Below are 18093 nucleotides of genomic sequence, written 5' to 3' on the forward strand. Positions count from 1 at the left end.
TTGAGGGTGGTGTTTCCGTGTTACTCGCTTGCGCCCCGCGCAAGCGGGGGCGGTAACACTTGGACATGGGTTGGGCGGGGTGTGCGGGCCTACACCGCGCTACGGGCCTTGGCCACCCGCGAACCGGTGGGGCGCCCCAGTACTGTGCAAATCTGCTGGCCGGCCACCAGCAAACGCTCCAAGTCCACGCCCGTTTCGATCCCCAAGCCATTGAGCAGGTACAGCACGTCTTCCGTGGCCACGTTGCCGCTGGCGCCCTTGGCGTACGGGCAGCCGCCAAGGCCGGCGATGGAGCTGTCGAACACCGCGATGCCTTCGAGCAGGCTGGCGTAGAGGTTGGCCATGGCCTGGCCGTAGGTGTCGTGGAAGTGCCCGGCCAACTTGTCGCGCGGGACCTGGGCGCCGACCACGTCGAACATCCGTCGTGTGGCCCCTGCGGTGCCGGTGCCGATGGTGTCGCCCAGGGACACTTCATAGCAGCCCATGGCGTACAACTCGCGGGCCACCAGCGCCACTTGCTCGGGGGCGACGTCGCCCTCGTAAGGGCAGCCCAGCACGCAGGACACATAGCCGCGCACGCGGATGCCCTGGCGCTTGGCGGCGTCCATGATGGGCGCGAAGCGTGCCAGGCTGTCGCTGATGGAGCAGTTGATATTGCGCTGGGAGAACGACTCGGAGGCCGCGGCGAACACCGCCACTTCCTTGACCCCGGCCGCCACCGCATCTTCAAAGCCGCGCAGGTTCGGCGCCAGGGCGGCATAGGTAACGCCCGGTTGGCGGCGGATCTGTGCAAACACCTCGGCCGAGCCGGCCATTTGCGGCACCCACTTGGGCGAGACGAAACTGCCCACTTCTATATAGCCAAGCCCGGCGTCACTCAGGGCGTCCACCAGGCGCACCTTGTCGGCGACGCTGATGGGCTGGGCTTCGTTCTGCAAACCGTCGCGCGGGCCGACTTCGACCAGGCGCACCTGTTGGGGCAAGGTCATGGCTGCACCTCTTGCTGGTTCTTGAGGGTTTGTTCCAGGGCCTGGGTACAGCGCTCTTCGGCGGTGTCCAGTTCCAATTTCATCTGTTCGATGTCGAGCATCTGTTGCTCCAGTTGCTCGCGGCGTTCGGTGATCTTGGCCAGCATGCTGTGCAGCTGCTTGGTGTTACCGCCGCTGGGGTCGTAGAGCTCGATCAGCTCGCGGCACTCGGCCAGGGAAAAGCCGATGCGCTTGCCCCGCAAAATCAGCTTGAGGCTGACTTTGTCGCGGGGCGAGTAAATGCGCTCCTGGCCACGGCGCTCGGGGGCGAGTAGGCCTTGTTCTTCATAGAAGCGGATGGCGCGGGTGGTGATGTCGAGCTCGCGGGCGAGGTCGGAGATGCTGTACGTCTGGCTGCTCATGGGCACGCTCTGGGAAAAAACCTGCGGCTAAGCTAATTCGCGGTTGACGTATACGTCAAGCCTGCCTGCAACAGCTACAGGCTCAAGCTTTATCGAGTTTCTTCTCATGGGCGGTGACTTGCTGGCACAACTCGATCATCTGTTCGCGCATCCAGCGGTTGGCCGGGTCCTGGTCGGTGCTTTCGTGCCAGTAGAGGTGGGTTTCCACCGCTGGCACGTCATTGATCGGCAGGCTAAACGAATGCAGGTCGTGGCGGCGGGCGAAGCGCTCGGGCACGGTCATGACCATGTCGGTCTGGTGCAGCACCTGGGAGGCCATCAGGTAATGCTGGGAGCGCAGGGCGATCTTGCGCTGGATGCCCATTTTGCCCAGCGCCAGGTCAACATGGCCCAAGCCGTTGCGGCGGCTGGAGATGTGTACGTGGGTCAGGGACAGGTAGTCATCGAGGGTGAACTTTTCCTTGGTCGCCAGTGCATGGCCCTTGCGCATGGCGCACACGTAGCGGTCTTCCATCAGCTTGACGTGGCGCACCTGGGGGTCGGTGTTGAGCGGCGCATCCACGGCGAAATCCAGGCGCCCGGCAGCCAGTTCCTTGGTGGTTTCGCGGCGCTTGGACAAAAAACTCTCGATGATGACGGTCGGCGCCAGGCGCCGCAAACGTTGGAACAGCGGCGGCAGGATCACCGCCTCGGTGAGGTCGGTCATGCTGATGCGGTAGGTCTTGGCGGCCTGCAAGGGGTTGAAGATGCGGCTCTCTTGCACTGACACCCGCAGCAGCGACAGTGCGTTGCGCACCGGGCCGATGATGTTTTGCGCCATGGGTGTGGGCACCATGCCTTGGGCGGTACGCACGAACAACGGGTCATTGAAGGTTTCGCGCAAACGCGCCAGGGCGTTGGACACCGCAGGCTGGGTGATGCCAACGATCTGCCCGGCGCGGGTGAGGTTGGCTTCGGTGTAGATCGCGTCGAAGACGATGAAAAGGTTGAGGTCGACCTTGCTCAGATTCATTGCGCTGCACTCTTATTTTTAGGATTCAATCAACCGACTATATATCGGTGATGAATGTTAATACACGCCGAGAATAGGTTAGGTAAATTTTCGTAGCTGCCCTAGCATCGATTTCATGACCTCAACACCACCCTTGAAAAGGTAGCCGCCCATGGATTTTTCTTACTCCCCCAAGGTTCAGGAACTGCGTGAGCGCGTTACCGCGTTCATGGACGCCTATGTTTACCCCGCCGAGGCGGTGTTTGAGCGCCAGGTGGCCGAAGGCGACCGCTGGCAGCCGACGGCAATCATGGAAGAACTCAAGCTCAAGGCCAAGGCCGAAGGCCTGTGGAACCTGTTCTTGCCCGAGTCGGACCGGGGCGCTGGCCTGACCAACCTTGAGTACGCGCCGCTGGCGGAAATCATGGGCCGCTCCCTGCTGGGCCCGGAGCCGTTCAACTGCTCGGCGCCGGACACCGGCAACATGGAAGTGTTGGTGCGCTACGCCAATGAAGAACAGAAGCAGCGCTGGCTCGAACCTTTGCTGCGCGGTGAAATCCGCTCGGCCTTCGCCATGACCGAACCGGACGTGGCGTCTTCGGATGCCACCAACATGGCCGCCCGCGCCGTGCGCGATGGCGACGAGTGGGTCATCAACGGCAAAAAATGGTGGACCTCGGGCGCGTGCGACCCGCGCTGCAAGATCATGATTTTCATGGGCCTGAGTAACCCGGACGCGCCGCGCCACCAGCAGCACTCGATGATCCTCGTGCCGGTGGACGCCCCCGGGGTGAAAATTGTCCGCCCGCTGCCGGTGTTCGGCTACGACGACGCGCCCCACGGCCACGCCGAGGTGCTGTTCGACAACGTGCGGGTGCCTTACGAGAACGTGCTGCTGGGCGAGGGCCGGGGCTTTGAAATTGCCCAGGGGCGCCTGGGCCCGGGCCGTATCCACCACTGCATGCGCTCCATCGGCATGGCCGAACGGGCTCTGGAATTGATGTGCAAGCGTGCGGTTAGCCGCACCGCGTTCGGCAAGCCGTTGGCCCGCCTGGGCGGCAATATCGACAAGATCGCCGACTCGCGGATGGAGATCGACATGGCCCGCCTCTTGACCCTCAAGGCGGCGTACATGATGGACACCGTGGGCAACAAAGTGGCGAAAAGCGAAATCGCCCAAATCAAAGTCGTGGCGCCCAACGTGGCCCTGAAAGTGATCGACCGCGCCATCCAGATTCACGGTGGCGCCGGGGTGTCCAATGACTTCCCGCTGGCCTACATGTACGCCATGCAACGCACCCTGCGCCTGGCCGACGGCCCGGACGAAGTGCACCGCGCCGCCATCGGCAAGTTCGAGATCGGCAAGTATGTGCCGCGGGATATGCTGCGTAGCGGGCAGTAAACCTGGGCAGGCCCGCCGCCATCGCGAGCAGGCTCGCTCCCACAGGGGAAAAATGAAAATCCCCTCCACGCCACCGTTCTACTGTGGGAGCGGGCCGGGCGGTGCGCCGCTCGCCTGCGATGGCGGCATGACTGCTGGTAAATGTGCCGGCTGTACTGGCCTCATCGCGGGCAGGGCCTGTTTCACAGGGGTTGAACCCTTGTGGGAGCGAGCCTGCTCGCGATAGCGCCTACCCAGGCACTACACAATCAGCCCTTCAGTCAACCCACACCTCCACTCGCCGATTCTTGATCCGCCCCTCATCCACGTCATTGGCCGCCACCGGCATTTGTGCGCCCATGCCGCGCACGTCGCGCAGTACCACGGCGTTTTTCACCAGCTCCCGGCGCACCGCCATGGCCCGCAGTTTCGACAACAGGGCGGCTCGCTGGGGGTCGTCCTTGGCGTCGCCAAACCCCACCAATGTCACGCGCCGGTCCAGCAGGTCGTGGGCCTTGAGGTAGTCGAGCACCCGGCCCAGGTCTTGGCGCGCCTTGTTGTCCAGGCTGGCGCTGCCTTCTTCGAAGCGAAAATTCACCGTCAGGCGTTTGCCCTGACGGCTCAGGCGTTGATAGTCCGCGGGCATTTGCGCACTCGGGGCAACGCGGATGGCTTGCACGGTCTGCGCGATAAAGCCGTTGGCGGCGACGATGGCCTGGCCCTTGGCACTTTGCGCAAACTTCACCAGGGCCCGGGCCCAGGGCGATGGAGCGTTCGGCGGCAGGTAAAAAAACAGCCGCCGCGACAGCGGATAGTCTTCGGTGGCGATCAGGCTGTTGCCGGGCAGCATGGGCTGCGAGGCGCCGTCGGCAATCGCCAGGGGCTTGGCCTGGCGGATGTAGGGCAGGCCGATAAAGCCAATGGCCCGAGGGTCGAGGCTGACCGCATCGGACAATTGTTCACTGGATTCAAAGCGCTTGGCCGAGGCCAGCAAGGGCTTGGCGCGGCGGCTCAGCACCAGCTCTTTAAAGGTGTCGTAGGTGCCGGACTGGTCATCCCGGGCGTACAGGGTGATGGGCCCGCCGACGCCACCCAGGGCTTCCCAGGAGGTGATTTCGCCGTTGAACACCTGGGCCAGTTGCTCGGTGGTCAGTTGGCTGACCGGGTTTTGCGGGTGCAGGATGATCGCCAGGCCATCGATGGCGATCACCTGCTCGGCGCCCGGGCTCTTCAGGTCGCCCAGAGGTTGCAGCGCCTGGCGTTCGCTGTCCTTGATCGGGCGCGATGCGGCGGCCAGGTCGGCGCTGGCGTTCTTCAGGGCGGTGAACCCAGTGCTCGAACCGTGGGCGGCGACGTCCACGATCACCTGTTGGCCCTGGGCGGTCTGGCCGATCAGGCGTTGTTCGTTGCTGATACCGGTGACTTCGCGGCGGATATTGAGCACACCCTGCTCTTGCAGCAGCCCCTGCACCAGCGCCGGGCCGAGCGTGGCGCCGATGGTGTTGGAGCCCTGGATGCGCAAAGCCGGGCCGTGGGCGGGGAGGGGTAGCGGGGTGGCACTGGCCGGTGCGGCCAACAGCGCGCACAACCATAGCGGGAACAGAGCGCGCAGCATGGCCGGCACCTTCTAAGACCAAAGGAAGTGCCGGGAGATTAAGTCAGCCAGGTTGCATAAATATGACGGCGTGCGGGCCTCAGCTCAGTTCCAGCCAGATCGGCGCGTGGTCGGAAGGTTTCTCCATGGCCCGCAGGTCGTAGTCCACACCGGCGTCCTTGATCCGCGGCAGCAGGGCCTGGGAGGTGAGGATCAGGTCGATGCGCAGGCCGCGCTTGGGTTCATCCTCAAAGCCGCGGCTGCGGTAGTCGAACCAACTGAAGCGGTCGGCTACGTCGGGGTTGAGGTGGCGGAAGCTGTCCACCAAGCCCCAGTTCTTGAGGCGTTCCATCCACTCGCGTTCTTCGGGCAGGAAGCTGCATTTGCCGGTTTTCAGCCAGCGCTTCATGTTGTCCGGGCCGATGCCGATGTCGCAGTCCTGGGGCGAGATGTTCACGTCGCCCATCACCACCAAGGCCTGGTCGTTTCTGAAGCGGCTTTCCAGCAGGTGCTGCAAGTCGCTGTAGAAACGCTGCTTGGCGGGAAACTTGGTGGGGTGGTCGCGGCTTTCGCCCTGGGGGAAATAGCCGTTCATGATGGTTACCGGTTGGCCGTGTTCGTCGGCGAAGGTGCCCCAAATGAAGCGGCGCTGGGCGTCTTCGTCATCCGTGTCGAAGCCCTTGTGCAGCGCCAGGGGTTCTTGGCGCGAGAGCAGGGCGACGCCGTAATGGCCTTTTTGCCCGTGGTAGTAGACGTGGTAACCCAGGGCCTGCACCTCGGCCAGGGGGAACTGGTCGTCGTGGACTTTGGTTTCCTGCAGGCCGATGACGTCCGGTTGGTGTTTCTCGATCAGCGCCGCCAACTGATGGGGCCGGGCGCGCAGGCCGTTGATGTTGAACGAGACAATCTTCATGGGCGGCAGTCCTGGAAAAAACAGCGATGCTAGCCGACAAGCGCCATAGGGGCCAGCGTGGCGCCATCAGGGAACGGCTGCTAGGGTTCCTCTGTGCCGCTGCAACGGTGGTGCGCCTAACACCGTCATTACGACCGCTACGCAGCCGAGCGCGGGCAAGCCCGCTTTCTACACACAAGCAAGGGAACGAGTGACCCGCGCGCAGGTTCGTACCAATAAGAAGCCGGCCCCTTCGAGCCGGCCCAGGGGAGTTCCACCGTCATGCCAGACACTTCAACCGCCATCGCCCAGATCCACATGCTCGACAGCGGCTATTCGCGCGAAGCCCGCTCGCTGCTGTACCACGCCTACCGTCACGAACCGACCTTCGCCTTTCTGTTCGAGGCTGAGCGCCCCGGCTATGAACAACGGGTGCGGGCCACGGTGCGCGAGTTGGTCAAACAGCATTTTCTCCAGGACCTGCCGGCCATTGGCCTGCTGGTCAATGATCGTCTGGTGGGCATCGCCCTGATCGCGCCGCCGCAACGGCGCCTGGGGATCACCGAGAGCTGGGCGTGGCGCCTGCGCATGGTGCTCAGCACCGGTTTTCGCTGCACCCGGCGTTACCTGGATTACCACGCGGCGGTCTTGGCCTGTGTGCCCACCGATGCGGTGCACATGCTGCCGCTGCTGGGCATCCACCCGCAGTTCCAGGGCAATCACTTTGGCGAACAACTGCTTGAAGCGGTGCACAACTGGTGCGCGGTGGACCCCAACTCCCAAGGCGTGGTGCTCGATACCGGCAACCCGCGCTACCTGGCGTTTTATCAGCGCCAGGGTTACGAGGAGATCGGCGAAGTGGCGGTGGGGCCGGTGCGCGAGCATGTGTTTTTCCATGCCAACCCCCAGGCGTTACAAACAGCAACGGCTTGAGGGCCGAACTTTTTGCGCCAACCCAGGCTCTATCACGCTCCCGAGCACGTGATAGCATCCGCGCCTATGAAGTTTTCCCAACGAATCACCAGCGGTTTGCTCCTGCTGATCGCCAGTGCATCGGTGCTGGCCCAAAGCGAACTGGACGTGCGTATCAAGCCGTCCAACGACGAACTCAAGGCCAACGTTGAAGGCTATATCGGCGGCCTTGGCGAGCGTGACGAAGAGGCGTTGCTGCGCTTTAGCCGCGGTGCCGAGGAACAGGCGCGCAAAGCCGCCCAGGCCCTGGGTTTCTACCAGCCGCAGATCGAAAGCGAGGTCAAGCCCGGCAAGTCTCCACGGCTGGTGCTGCGCATCGACCCCGGTGAGCCGGTGCACCTGCGCAACGTCACCGTGCGCATCGACGGCCCGGCGGCTGCCCTCAAGGCCTTTCGCGTACCCAGGAGCGACCAGCTCAAGCCCGGCGCGGTGCTCAACCACGGCCATTACGAAGACGCCAAGCGCCTGATCCAGAACCAGGCCTCGCGCTACGGTTTTTTCAGTGGCCGCTTCACCCGCCAGGTGTTGTCCGTGGACCCCCAGGCCGGGGTGGCGGATATCGAACTGGTCTACGACAGCGGCCCACGCTATGCCTTGGGGGCTGTCAGTTTTGCCGGTGACACGCCGTTCGATGAAGAACTGCTGCACCGCATGGTGCCATTCAAGGCCGGCACGCCCTACGACTCGGAACTGATCGCCGAACTCAACCAGGCGCTGCAAGCCAGTGGCTATTTTGAAGGCGTGCGGGTAGACGCCGCGCCCGCGGCCGCCACCGCCAAGGTGATCCCGGTGGCCGTCAAGCTGCAGACCCGCAAGCCGCGCACCATGGGCCTGGGCCTGGGTTTTTCGACAGACGTCGGGCCGCGGGCCAAGGCCAACTGGACGCGTCACTGGGTCAACCCCCAGGGCCACAGCTATGGCTGGGAGGCGGAGGTCTCCCAGCCGCGGCAGAACGTCGGCCTGTGGTACGACGTGCCGTTGGATCCGCCGCTGACCGACAAGCTGCGTTTTGCCGGTGGCTATCAATATGAAGAAATGGCCGGCACCGATAGCCTGAGCAAACTGTTGACCTTGGGCCCGGAATGGCACAGCAAGCTGCCCAGCGGTTGGCAGCGGGTGGTGTCACTCAAATGGCAGCGCGAGGAATACCGTTTGGGCGATGACTCCGGGCTGAGCAACCTACTGATGCCGGGCCTGAGCTATGCCTACCTGCGCAGCGATAACCGCATCGACCCGCACAACGGCTACCGGCTGCAGTTCGATACCAAAGTGGCCAAGGAAGGGCTGGGCTCGGACAACAACTTGCTCTATGGCACGGCGTTGCTCAAAGGCCTGACCACGGTGTGGGACAACCACCGCTTCCTGGGCCGCGTGCAGTTCGGCGGCAGCGCCACCAATGGCTATAAGTCGATCCCGCCGTCGCTGCGCTTTTTTGCCGGTGGCGACCAGAGCGTGCGCGGCTACGACTACCAGAGCCTGTCGCCGAAAAACTCCGACGGCGACCGCATCGGCGGGCGCTACATGGTGGCGGCGAGTGCCGAATACCAATACGCCGTGGCCGAAAAGTGGCGGGTAGCGACCTTTATCGACCAAGGCAACTCCTTCAATAAGCTCGAATTGCCCAACCTCAAGACCGGCGTCGGCGTCGGTGTGCGTTGGGTTTCGCCGGTGGGGCCGATCCGCCTCGACCTCGCCCACGCGATGGACGACGACGGCGGCATTCGCTTGCACTTTTCCATGGGGCCTGAGCTGTGAAACGTGGTGTGAAAGTAGCCGGGCTGACGACCTTGGCCCTGATGATGGCCGTCGTGCTGGCCCTGTCATTGGTGCTGGGCACCTCCACGGGCAGCCGTTGGGCGTTGAACCGCGTTCCTGGGCTGACCCTGGAGAATTTCCAAGGGCGCCTGGGCGGCCAATGGCGCGCCGACTCTGTGGTGTGGCAGCAGGGCGATACTCGGGTGGAGCTGCGCCAGGTGCTGTTCGCCTGGGCGCCGTCGTGCCTGGCGCGCCGTACCTTGTGTATCGAACAATTGCTCGCCGAACAGATCAGCCTGCAACTGGCACCCAGCACCGAAAGCAGCGCTGGCCCCCTCAGCCTGCCAGACCTGGACCTGCCCCTGGCCATCGAACTGGGCGATGTGCGCCTCGGCAGTTTGCTGCTCGATGGCAGCGAACAGCTCAAGGGCCTGCAACTGGCCGCGCACTGGCGAGGCGAAGGCTTGCAGATCGACGCCTTGCAACTGCAACGCGACGGTTTGCAACTGAGCCTGTCCGGCCAATTGCAACCCAAGGGCCAGTGGCCGCTGACAGCCCAAGGCAATCTCGACCTGCCGTATGCCCCCGGCGGCGCACCTTGGGCGGTGGCGCTGAAGATCGACGGCGACTTGCTCAAGACCCTCAACCTCGACGCCACCAGTAGTGGCTACCTGCCGGGCCACTTAAGCGGCGAGTTGCAGCCCTTGGCAGACAACCTGCCGGCGCGTTTGCGCCTCACCGCCGATGGCTTCAAGCCTGCCGCCGAGCTGCCGGACACCTTGCAACTCAATCAACTGGACCTCACCGCCAACGGTGACCTGAAAAACGGCTATCAACTGCAAGGCAAGGCCACGCTGCCTGCCGAGCAAGGCCCGGTGGCGCTGGCGCTCAATGGCAAGGTGGACGCCGACGGCGCGCAAATCGCCGCCCTCAACTTGGACGCCGGCCCCGAGCAACGCCTGAACCTGCGCGCCAACCTGGATTGGCGCGAGGGCTTTAGCGCCGACAGCACCCTCGATTGGCTGAATTTCCCCTGGCATCGCCTCTACCCGGTGATCGACGAGCCCGCTGTGGCCCTGCGCACCTTCAAGGCCAACGCCACTTACCGCGACGGTAAGTACCAGGGCCAGTTCGACGCTGCCCTCGATGGCCCGGCCGGTGCATTCAACCTGGCCAGCCCTTTTACCGGCGACCTCGGTCAGGTGGCGCTGCCCGAACTGAAATTGCTCGCCGGCCAGGGCAAGGCCCAGGGCCACCTGAACCTGCAATTCGCCGACGGCATCGCCTGGGACACCGCCCTGGAACTGGCGGCCCTCAACCCGGCGTACTGGCTTGCGGAACTGCCCGGCACCCTCGCCGGGCCATTGCGCAGCCAAGGCCAGATAAAAAACCAGCAGCTACAACTCAACGCCGAGTTGGACCTCAAGGGCAAACTGCGCGGCCAGCCTGCGCTGTTCCAGGCCAAGGCCCAGGGTGCCGGCGAGCAATGGAGCCTCGCGGCCCTGGAGATTCGCCTGGGAGACAACCGCATCAGCGGCAACGCCAGCCTGCGGGAAAAACTCGCCGGGCAACTGGACATCAAGGCCCCGCGTCTGGCCCAACTCTGGCCGCAGCTGCGCGGCCAACTCAGCGGCCGCGTCGACCTGGCCGGCAGCCTCAAGGCCCCCCAGGGCCAGTTGAACCTGCAAGGCAGCCAACTGGGGCTGGCCGACAATCGCCTGCAACGCCTCAACCTCGACGCGCGCCTGGACGGCGCCCAACGGGCGGTGATCGACCTCAAGGGCAGCGGCATCCAGGCCGGCGACACCGCGCTGGGCACGCTGACCGTCAGCGGCCAGGGCACCCTCAAGCAGCAGCAACTGGCGCTCGACCTGTCCGGGCCCCAGCTCAAGCTGGCCCTGGGCCTGGACGGCAACCTGGACCAGGGCAACTGGCGCGGGCGCCTGGCCACGGGCGATATCCAGGTCGGCGGCCAGGACTGGACACTGCAAGCCCCGGCGAAGATCCAACGCCTGGCCGACGGCAAGCTGACCTTCGCCGCCCATTGCTGGACTTCCGGGGCGGCGAGCCTGTGTGGCGAAGACCAGCGGCTGATGCCCGAGCCCAAGTTGCGCTATCACCTCAAGCAGTTCCCCATCGACAGCCTGGCCCAATGGCTGCCCCAGGATTTCGCCTGGCAGGGCACGCTCAACGCCGATGTGCAACTGGACCTGCCGGCTAGCGGGCCCAAGGGCCAGATCCTGCTCGATGCCAGCGGCGGCACGTTGCGCGTCAAGGACCACGACCAGTGGCTGGACTTCCCCTACGACACGCTCAAGCTGCAAACCACCCTCAACCCCAAGCGGATCGACACCCAGTTGGACTTTCGCGGTGGCCAGCTCGGCCAGTTGCAGGTGCAGGCGCAGATCAACCCGTTGCCCAAAAGCAAACCGCTGACCGGCAGCTTCACCCTCACTGGCCTGGACCTGGCGGTAGCACGCCCCTTCGTGCCGATGGTGGAAAAACTCAGCGGCAAGCTCAACGGCAACGGCCGGGTCAGCGGCAGCCTGCTGGCGCCGCAGGTCAATGGCAGCGTCAACCTGATCGGCGGGGAAATTTCCGGCCCGCAACTGCCGGCCAGTTTCGAGGGCCTGAACATCCAGGCGCTGATCGCCGGGGAAAGCGTGCGCCTCAACGGTGCCTGGCGCAGTGGCAAGGCCGGGCAGGGCACCGTGCGTGGCCAGGTTGACTGGGGCCAGGCCCTGGCGGTGGACATCAACCTGCAAGGCAGCCAACTGCCGGTCACCGTGGAGCCCTACGCGGCCCTGGAAGTGGCGCCGGACCTGAAGATCACCCTGGTCAACGACAAACTGGCCATTGTCGGCAAGGTGCAGATCCCCAAGGGCGAGATCACCGTGCGCGAGCTGCCGCCGTCCACCGTCAAGGTCTCCGAGGACACCGTGATCGTCGGCCACCAGACCGAGGAGGGTAAGGCACCGTTGGCCATGGCGATGGACATCGACGTGGAAGTGGGCAAGGAGAAACTCAGCTTCGCCGGGTTCGGCCTGACCGCCAACCTACAAGGCCAGGTGCATATCGGCGACAACCTGGACACCCGTGGCGAACTGTGGCTCAACGACGGCCGCTACCGCGCCTACGGCCAGCGCCTGACGGTGCGCCGTGCGCGGTTGCTATTTGCCGGGCCGCTGGACCAGCCGTACCTGGACATTGAAGCGATCCGCCGGACCGATGACGTGGTCGCCGGCATCCGCCTCAGTGGCAGCGCCGAGCAACCGAACACGCAGATCTTCTCGGAACCGGCCATGAGCCAGGAGCAGGCGCTGTCCTACCTAGTGCTCGGGCGGCCCCTGAGTACCACCGGCGAAGACAACAACATGCTCGCCCAAGCGGCCCTGGGCCTGGGCTTGATGGGCAGCGCCGGGGTGACCTCGGATATTGCCAAGAGCCTGGGCATCCAGGACTTCGAGCTGGACACCCAGGGCAGCGGTAACGACACGGCGGTGGTGGCCAGCGGCAAGATCTCCGAGAAACTCAGCCTGCGCTACGGCGTGGGCGTGTTCGAGCCGGCCAACACCATTGCCTTGCGTTACCTGTTGAGCAAAAAGGTCTATGTGGAAGTAGCCAGCGGCGTCGCCAGCTCCCTGGATATCTTCTACAAACGCGACTTCTGACGGCAGGCTGGCTGCAGTTCTATAGGGGTGGGCGTGCCCGTGTGTTGGCTGTGATGGCCCTCCCGGGGCAAACCCCTGTGGGAGCGGGCTCTGCCCGCGACGAGGCCTAAATGGCCACAGCATTTCTGGTGGCTGGAATGCCGCCATCGCGGGCAAGCCCGCTCCCACGGGGCTGAGCGCTCCCCTCCACACCCTTCATCAGGTAAATACCAAGCAAGCTAATTAATGCTTGGTCATTCGCTGCCTAGGCAGTAACATCTCGACATAATTACCCTGCCACAGCAGCCAAAGGGTCGTCAGATGAAGCATTTCACCCCGGACAACTTTCAAAATTGCCACCTGGGCCTGCTGCTCGGGCGCGCCGCGTTGCTCAAGGACCGCCTCCTTGACACCCACATGGAGCCCCACGGCATCACCGCCGCGCAGTTCAAGGTGCTCATCATCATGGCCCAGTTCGGTGTCGATACCCCGGCCGAGCTGTGCCGCCACCTGTCCCTGGACAGCGGTTCCATGACCCGCATGCTCGATCGCCTGGAGCAAAAAGACTTCCTCGCCCGCAAACGCTGCGAGGCTGACCGGCGCCAGGTGCAGTTGGTGCTGACTGCACAGGGCCAGGCGCTGGCCGACCGCTTGCCGCAGATCGGCGCCGAGGCGATGAACGAGTTGGCGGGGGCCTTGAGCAGCGAAGAGTTGCGCAGCCTGGAGGCGATCCTGAAGAAAATCCTGGTGGCGGCCGGTGACCCCATTACCTTGCAGCGAGTAGGTAAATAAATGAACAAGCACACCTTGCGTGCTTCCTTGAGCCTGGTGCTGCTGGCCCTGAGCCTGGCCGGTTGCGCCAGCTACAGCGGCCTGCACCCCGAAGGCGCGGCACTTGAGGCGCAGAACCTCAAGGCCGGGCAGTCGCTGAGCGGCGTAACCCTGAGCCCTGCGGCCTGGCCGAAAAGCGATTGGTGGACCAGCCTGGGCGACCCGCAACTCGATGGTCTGATCCGCGAAGCGCTGCGTGACAGCCCCGACATGCAGATCGCCAGCGCCCGCGCCCACCAGGCCAGCGCCGCTGCCTATGCCGCCAACGCCGCACGTATGCCCACCCTGGACGCCAATGGCAGTGTCAGCCGCTCGCGCCTGGCCCGCGACCAAGACCCGACGGGTCAGGGCGGCAACTACAGCACCCTGCGCAGCCTGGATTTGGGCTTCAATTACCGCTTCGACCTCTGGGGCGGCCAGCGTGCCACCTGGGAAGCGGCCCTGGGCCAGGCCCGCGCCGCCGAGGTCGACCGCCAGGCCGCGCAACTGACCCTGGCCGCCGATGTGGCCCGGGCCTACAGCCACCTGGGGCAGGCCCATATCGTTCACGACTTGGCCAGCGATGACCTCAAGCGCACGCGGCAGATGCTCGACCTGAGCGAGCGGCGCCTGCGTTCGGGCATCGACAGCCAGTACCAGTACCAACAAACCGAAAGCCTGGCCGCCAGCTCCGAAGCCAGCCTGATCGACGCCCAGAAACGGCTGCAAAGCGCGCGCATCGCCCTGGCGGTGCTGCTGGGCAAAGGCCCGGATCGTGGCAACGAAATCCCCCGGCCCCAGGTCTTGCAGGCTAGCGCCGTGGCCTTGCCCTCGGTGCTGCCGGCCGAACTGCTGGGCCGGCGCCCCGATCTGGTCGCCGCGCGCTGGCGGGTGGAAGCGGCGAGCAAGAACATCGTCGCCGGCAAAACCAACTTTTACCCCAACCTCAACCTCAGCGCTGCCGCCGGCGTGCAGTCGTTGCTGGGGGACGCGATGTTCGGTTCGGCCAGCCGCTTTTTCAACGTCGCGCCGGCCGTTTCCCTGCCGATCTTCGACGGTGGCCGCTTGCGCGCCGACCTTGATGCCCGCGACGCCGACTACGACCTCGCGGTGGCGCAGTACAACAAACGCTTGGTCCAGGCCCTGGGGGACGTCAGCGACAGCCTCGCCCAGTTGGGGGACATCGGCCGGCAGATCAAGGCCCAGCAACACGCCACCGACATCGCCCAGGATTCCTACGACACCGTCGTCCAGCGCTTTGGCTCGGGCATCGGTAATTACCTGGACGTGCTCAGCATCGAGCAGCAATTGCTGCTGGCCCAACGCCAGTTGGCCAACCTCAATGGCGAGCAGATCGACCTCTCGATTCAACTGATGCAAGCGCTGGGCGGTGGGTTCGACGGCAGCGGCCCGAGCGCCGCCAGCCTGTCCCAGCCGCGCTGAGTCACTTATTCAAGGTAAACATCATGGCCAACGAACACGCTGGCACCGATCCCTCCCAGGACGGCGCCAACCCCGCAAAACGCAAATTCATGCTATTGGCCCTGGCCGCCCTCGTGCTCCTCGGCGGTGCCGGGGTGTGGGGCTGGCATGAGCTCTACGGGCGCTGGAATGAAAGCACCGACGACGCCTACGTGAACGGCAACGTGGTGGAGATCACCCCGCTGGTCACCGGCACGGTGGTCAGCATCGGCGCCGATGATGGCGACCTGGTGCACGAAGGCCAGGTGCTGATTAACTTCGACCCCAACGACGCCCAGGTCGGCCTGCAAAGCGCCCAGGCCAACCTGGCCCGCACCGTGCGCCAGGTGCGCGGCTTGTACAGCAACGTTGATGGGATGAAAGCCCAGGTCAACGCGCACAAAGCCGACGTGCAGAAGGCCCAGGACAACTTCAACCGGCGCAAGAACCTGGCGGCGGGCGGGGCGATTTCCCAGGAAGAGCTGTCCCATGCCCGCGATGACCTGACTTCGGCGCAAAACGCCCTGGCCAACGCCCAGCAGCAACTCAACACCAGCAGCGCCCTGGTGGATGACACGCAGGTGTCGTCCCACCCGGACGTGCAAGCCGCCGCCGCGCAACTGCGCCAGGCCTACCTGACCAATGCCCGCAGCACCTTGATCGCGCCGGTCACCGGTTACGTGGCCAAGCGCACCGTGCAACTGGGCCAACGCGTGCAACCGGGCACGGCGCTGATGGCGGTGATCCCATTGGACCAACTGTGGATCGACGCCAACTTCAAGGAAACCCAACTGCGGGACATGCGCATCGGCCAACCGGTGGACATCGAAACCGATATCTACGGCAGCGACGTGAAGTACAGCGGCACCCTGGACAGCCTCGGCGCCGGCACCGGTAGCGCGTTCGCCCTGTTGCCGGCGCAGAACGCCACGGGCAACTGGATCAAGATCGTCCAGCGTGTGCCGGTGCGCATCCATATCAATGCCCAGCAACTGGCTGAGCACCCGCTGCGGGTGGGCCTCTCGACCCAGGTCAAGGTCAACCTGCATGACCAGAGTGGCCCGGTGCTGGCACAACAACCGCCGCAAAAGGCTTCGTTCAGCACGGCGGTGTACGCCCGGCAACTGGGGGAGGCCGATGCCATGATCGTGCGGCTGATCCACGACAACAGTGCCTTGCTCGGCAAGACCGCCCGGCGCTGACCTTCACGCCGCGCCCCTGGCGGGCGCGGCGCCTGCCTTGATTCCCAGGATGTGCGATGAACCACAACGCGTCTTTCACGCCGCCCAGTTTGCTGATGGCCACTATCGGCCTGTCCCTGGCGACTTTTATGCAGGTGCTCGACACCACCATTGCCAACGTCGCGTTGCCGACTATCTCGGGCAACCTGGGGGTGAGTTCGGAGCAGGGCACCTGGGTCATCACTTCGTTCGCAGTGAGCAACGCTATCGCCCTGCCGCTGACGGGTTGGCTGAGCCGGCGCTTTGGCGAGGTGAAACTGTTTTTGTGGGCCACGGTGCTGTTCGTACTGGCCTCTTTTTTGTGCGGCATCTCCACCTCGATGCCCGAGCTGATCGGCTTTCGCGTGCTGCAAGGCCTGGTGGCCGGGCCGTTGTACCCGATGACCCAGACCCTGCTGATTGCCGTCTACCCGCCGGCCAGGCGAGGCATGGCCCTGGCGCTGCTGGCGATGGTCACGGTGGTGGCGCCCATCGCCGGGCCGATCCTCGGCGGCTGGATCACCGACAGCTACAGTTGGCCGTGGATTTTCTTCATCAACGTGCCCATCGGCATTTTTGCGGTGATGGTGGTGCGCCAGCAGCTCAAGGCGCGTCCGGTGGTCACCCGCCACCAGCCCATGGACTACGTCGGTTTGCTCAGCCTGATCGTGGGCGTCGGTGCGTTGCAGATCATTCTCGACAAGGGCAATGACCTGGATTGGTTCGAGTCCAACTTCATCATTGTCGGCGCGTTGGTTTCGGTGGTGGCGCTGGCGGTGTTTGTCATCTGGGAAATGACCGACAAGCATCCGGTGGTCAATCTGCGTCTGTTCGCCCACCGTAACTTCCGCATCGGCACCCTCGTGTTAGTACTCGGTTACGCCGGGTTCTTTGGCATCAACCTGATTCTGCCGCAGTGGTTGCAGACGCAAATGGGCTACACCGCGACTTGGGCCGGGCTAGCGGTGGCGCCAATCGGCATCCTACCGGTGCTGATGTCGCCATTCGTGGGAAAGTACGCCCACAAATTCGACCTGCGCCTGCTGGCGGGCCTGGCGTTCCTGGCCATTGGCCTGAGTTGCTTTATGCGCGCCGGGTTCACCCACGAGGTGGATTTCCAGCACATCGCCCTGGTGCAGTTGTTCATGGGCATTGGCGTGGCGCTGTTCTTCATGCCGACCTTGAGCATCCTGATGTCAGACCTGTCGCCGCACCAGATCGCCGACGGCGCGGGGCTGGCCACCTTCCTACGCACCCTGGGCGGCAGCTTCGCGGCGTCGCTGACCACCTGGATCTGGATTCGCCGGGCCGACCAGCACCATGCCTACATGAGCGAAAACCTGACCACCTACGACCCGGCCACGCGAGACGCCTTGCAGGCGCTCGGTGGAGCAGGGCACAAGGCTTACGCGCAACTGGACCAGATTCTCACCAGCCAGGCCTACATGATGTCTACCGTGGATTACTTCACGTTGCTGGGGTGGATGTTCATGGGGCTGATGCTGCTGGTATGGCTGGCCAAGCCGCCCTTTACGGCCAAAGCGGGGCCGGCAGCTTCCGGCCATTGAGGCTGCGATTCCTGCTCTTACAGGAGGGCGGAGTTATGTCACTAGCCAAGGGCTGGCGATCATAGCGTTCTGCAATTCTGCCGTCCGGCCGGTTTATTTTGTATTTGATTAATACGCCCTTCCTAGCGGACCAGTGATTTTGTTCACCCGCGTCCGCATCCCGAACTGCTGCACCCATCGGTGTGCACGCCGTTAAATCCTTATCTGTGCCTTTGGATGAGTAAGTTCACCTTTCCCACAAGTAGGTGTTCTTATGGAGTTGTGTTTCGAGGAATTATCCTTGGCGGTTGCAGGAGCTGAGTGCAACACGGTTATTGAATTGAAGCCGGAGCATCATGCCGCATAGCCATGGCTGCTTGCATCACCTCGCCTATGACCTCGATAGGACATTTGAAGTCGAAACGCTTAC

General features: G+C 64.2%; 13 protein-coding genes. 8 read left to right on the plus strand and 5 right to left on the minus strand.

The window, feature by feature from the left end:
* Positions 1–89 precede the first annotated feature (89 nt).
* From AC19YR_RS15270 to AC19YR_RS15280, 3 genes are all read right to left on the minus strand, one after another.
* The gene (locus tag AC19YR_RS15270) at positions 90–989 is read right to left on the minus strand and encodes a hydroxymethylglutaryl-CoA lyase (RefSeq protein ID WP_095109995.1); all 900 of its coding nucleotides are present in this window, start codon (positions 987–989) and stop codon (positions 90–92) included.
* The gene (locus tag AC19YR_RS15275) at positions 986–1390 is read right to left on the minus strand and encodes a MerR family transcriptional regulator (RefSeq protein WP_095109994.1); all 405 of its coding nucleotides are present in this window, start codon (positions 1388–1390) and stop codon (positions 986–988) included. The genes AC19YR_RS15270 and AC19YR_RS15275 overlap by 4 nt, the downstream gene beginning before the upstream one ends.
* A gap of 82 nt (positions 1391–1472) precedes the next feature.
* Entirely contained in the window at positions 1473–2402 is a 930-nt protein-coding gene (locus AC19YR_RS15280) for a LysR family transcriptional regulator (protein ID WP_095109993.1), read from the minus strand.
* 151 nt (positions 2403–2553) lie between these two features.
* On the opposite strand from AC19YR_RS15280, the gene AC19YR_RS15285 reads away from it, so the two are divergent.
* A complete protein-coding gene (locus AC19YR_RS15285; RefSeq protein WP_095109992.1) occupies positions 2554–3783 on the plus strand; it encodes an acyl-CoA dehydrogenase in 1230 nt (409 codons plus the stop codon).
* A gap of 256 nt (positions 3784–4039) precedes the next feature.
* Here AC19YR_RS15285 and AC19YR_RS15290 read toward each other — a convergent pair whose 3' ends face one another.
* Together AC19YR_RS15290 and xthA are read right to left on the minus strand one after the other, a co-directional pair.
* Positions 4040–5377, minus strand: a complete 1338-nt coding sequence (locus tag AC19YR_RS15290; RefSeq protein WP_500599093.1) for a substrate-binding domain-containing protein — start codon at positions 5375–5377, stop codon at positions 4040–4042.
* Positions 5378–5456: 79 nt separating this feature from the next.
* Positions 5457–6269, minus strand: coding sequence for an exodeoxyribonuclease III (xthA, locus tag AC19YR_RS15295; RefSeq protein ID WP_500599094.1), 813 nt, complete (start codon positions 6267–6269; stop codon positions 5457–5459).
* Between the two features lie 261 nt (positions 6270–6530).
* On the opposite strand from xthA, the gene AC19YR_RS15300 reads away from it, so the two are divergent.
* From AC19YR_RS15300 to AC19YR_RS15330, 7 genes are all read left to right on the plus strand, one after another.
* Entirely contained in the window at positions 6531–7181 is a 651-nt protein-coding gene (locus AC19YR_RS15300) for a GNAT family N-acetyltransferase (RefSeq protein ID WP_095109989.1), read from the plus strand.
* Between the two features lie 66 nt (positions 7182–7247).
* Entirely contained in the window at positions 7248–8975 is a 1728-nt protein-coding gene (locus AC19YR_RS15305; protein WP_500599096.1) for an autotransporter assembly complex protein TamA, read from the plus strand.
* Entirely contained in the window at positions 8972–12646 is a 3675-nt protein-coding gene (locus tag AC19YR_RS15310; RefSeq protein WP_500599097.1) for a translocation/assembly module TamB domain-containing protein, read from the plus strand. The genes AC19YR_RS15305 and AC19YR_RS15310 overlap by 4 nt, the downstream gene beginning before the upstream one ends.
* 300 nt (positions 12647–12946) lie before the next feature.
* On the plus strand, positions 12947–13417 hold the full coding sequence (locus AC19YR_RS15315; protein WP_095109986.1) for a MarR family winged helix-turn-helix transcriptional regulator: 471 nt from the start codon (positions 12947–12949) through the stop codon (positions 13415–13417).
* A complete protein-coding gene (locus tag AC19YR_RS15320; RefSeq protein WP_500599098.1) occupies positions 13418–14878 on the plus strand; it encodes an efflux transporter outer membrane subunit in 1461 nt (486 codons plus the stop codon). It begins immediately after the preceding gene.
* Positions 14879–14901: 23 nt separating this feature from the next.
* Positions 14902–16098: an HlyD family secretion protein gene (locus AC19YR_RS15325; RefSeq protein ID WP_095109984.1), complete on the plus strand. Its 1197-nt coding sequence runs from the start codon at positions 14902–14904 to the stop codon at positions 16096–16098.
* A gap of 56 nt (positions 16099–16154) precedes the next feature.
* A complete protein-coding gene (locus AC19YR_RS15330) occupies positions 16155–17684 on the plus strand; it encodes a DHA2 family efflux MFS transporter permease subunit (protein WP_500599099.1) in 1530 nt (509 codons plus the stop codon).
* Positions 17685–18093: the final 409 nt, after the last annotated feature.

Source organism: Pseudomonas sp. MF08817 (genome assembly GCF_059862705.1).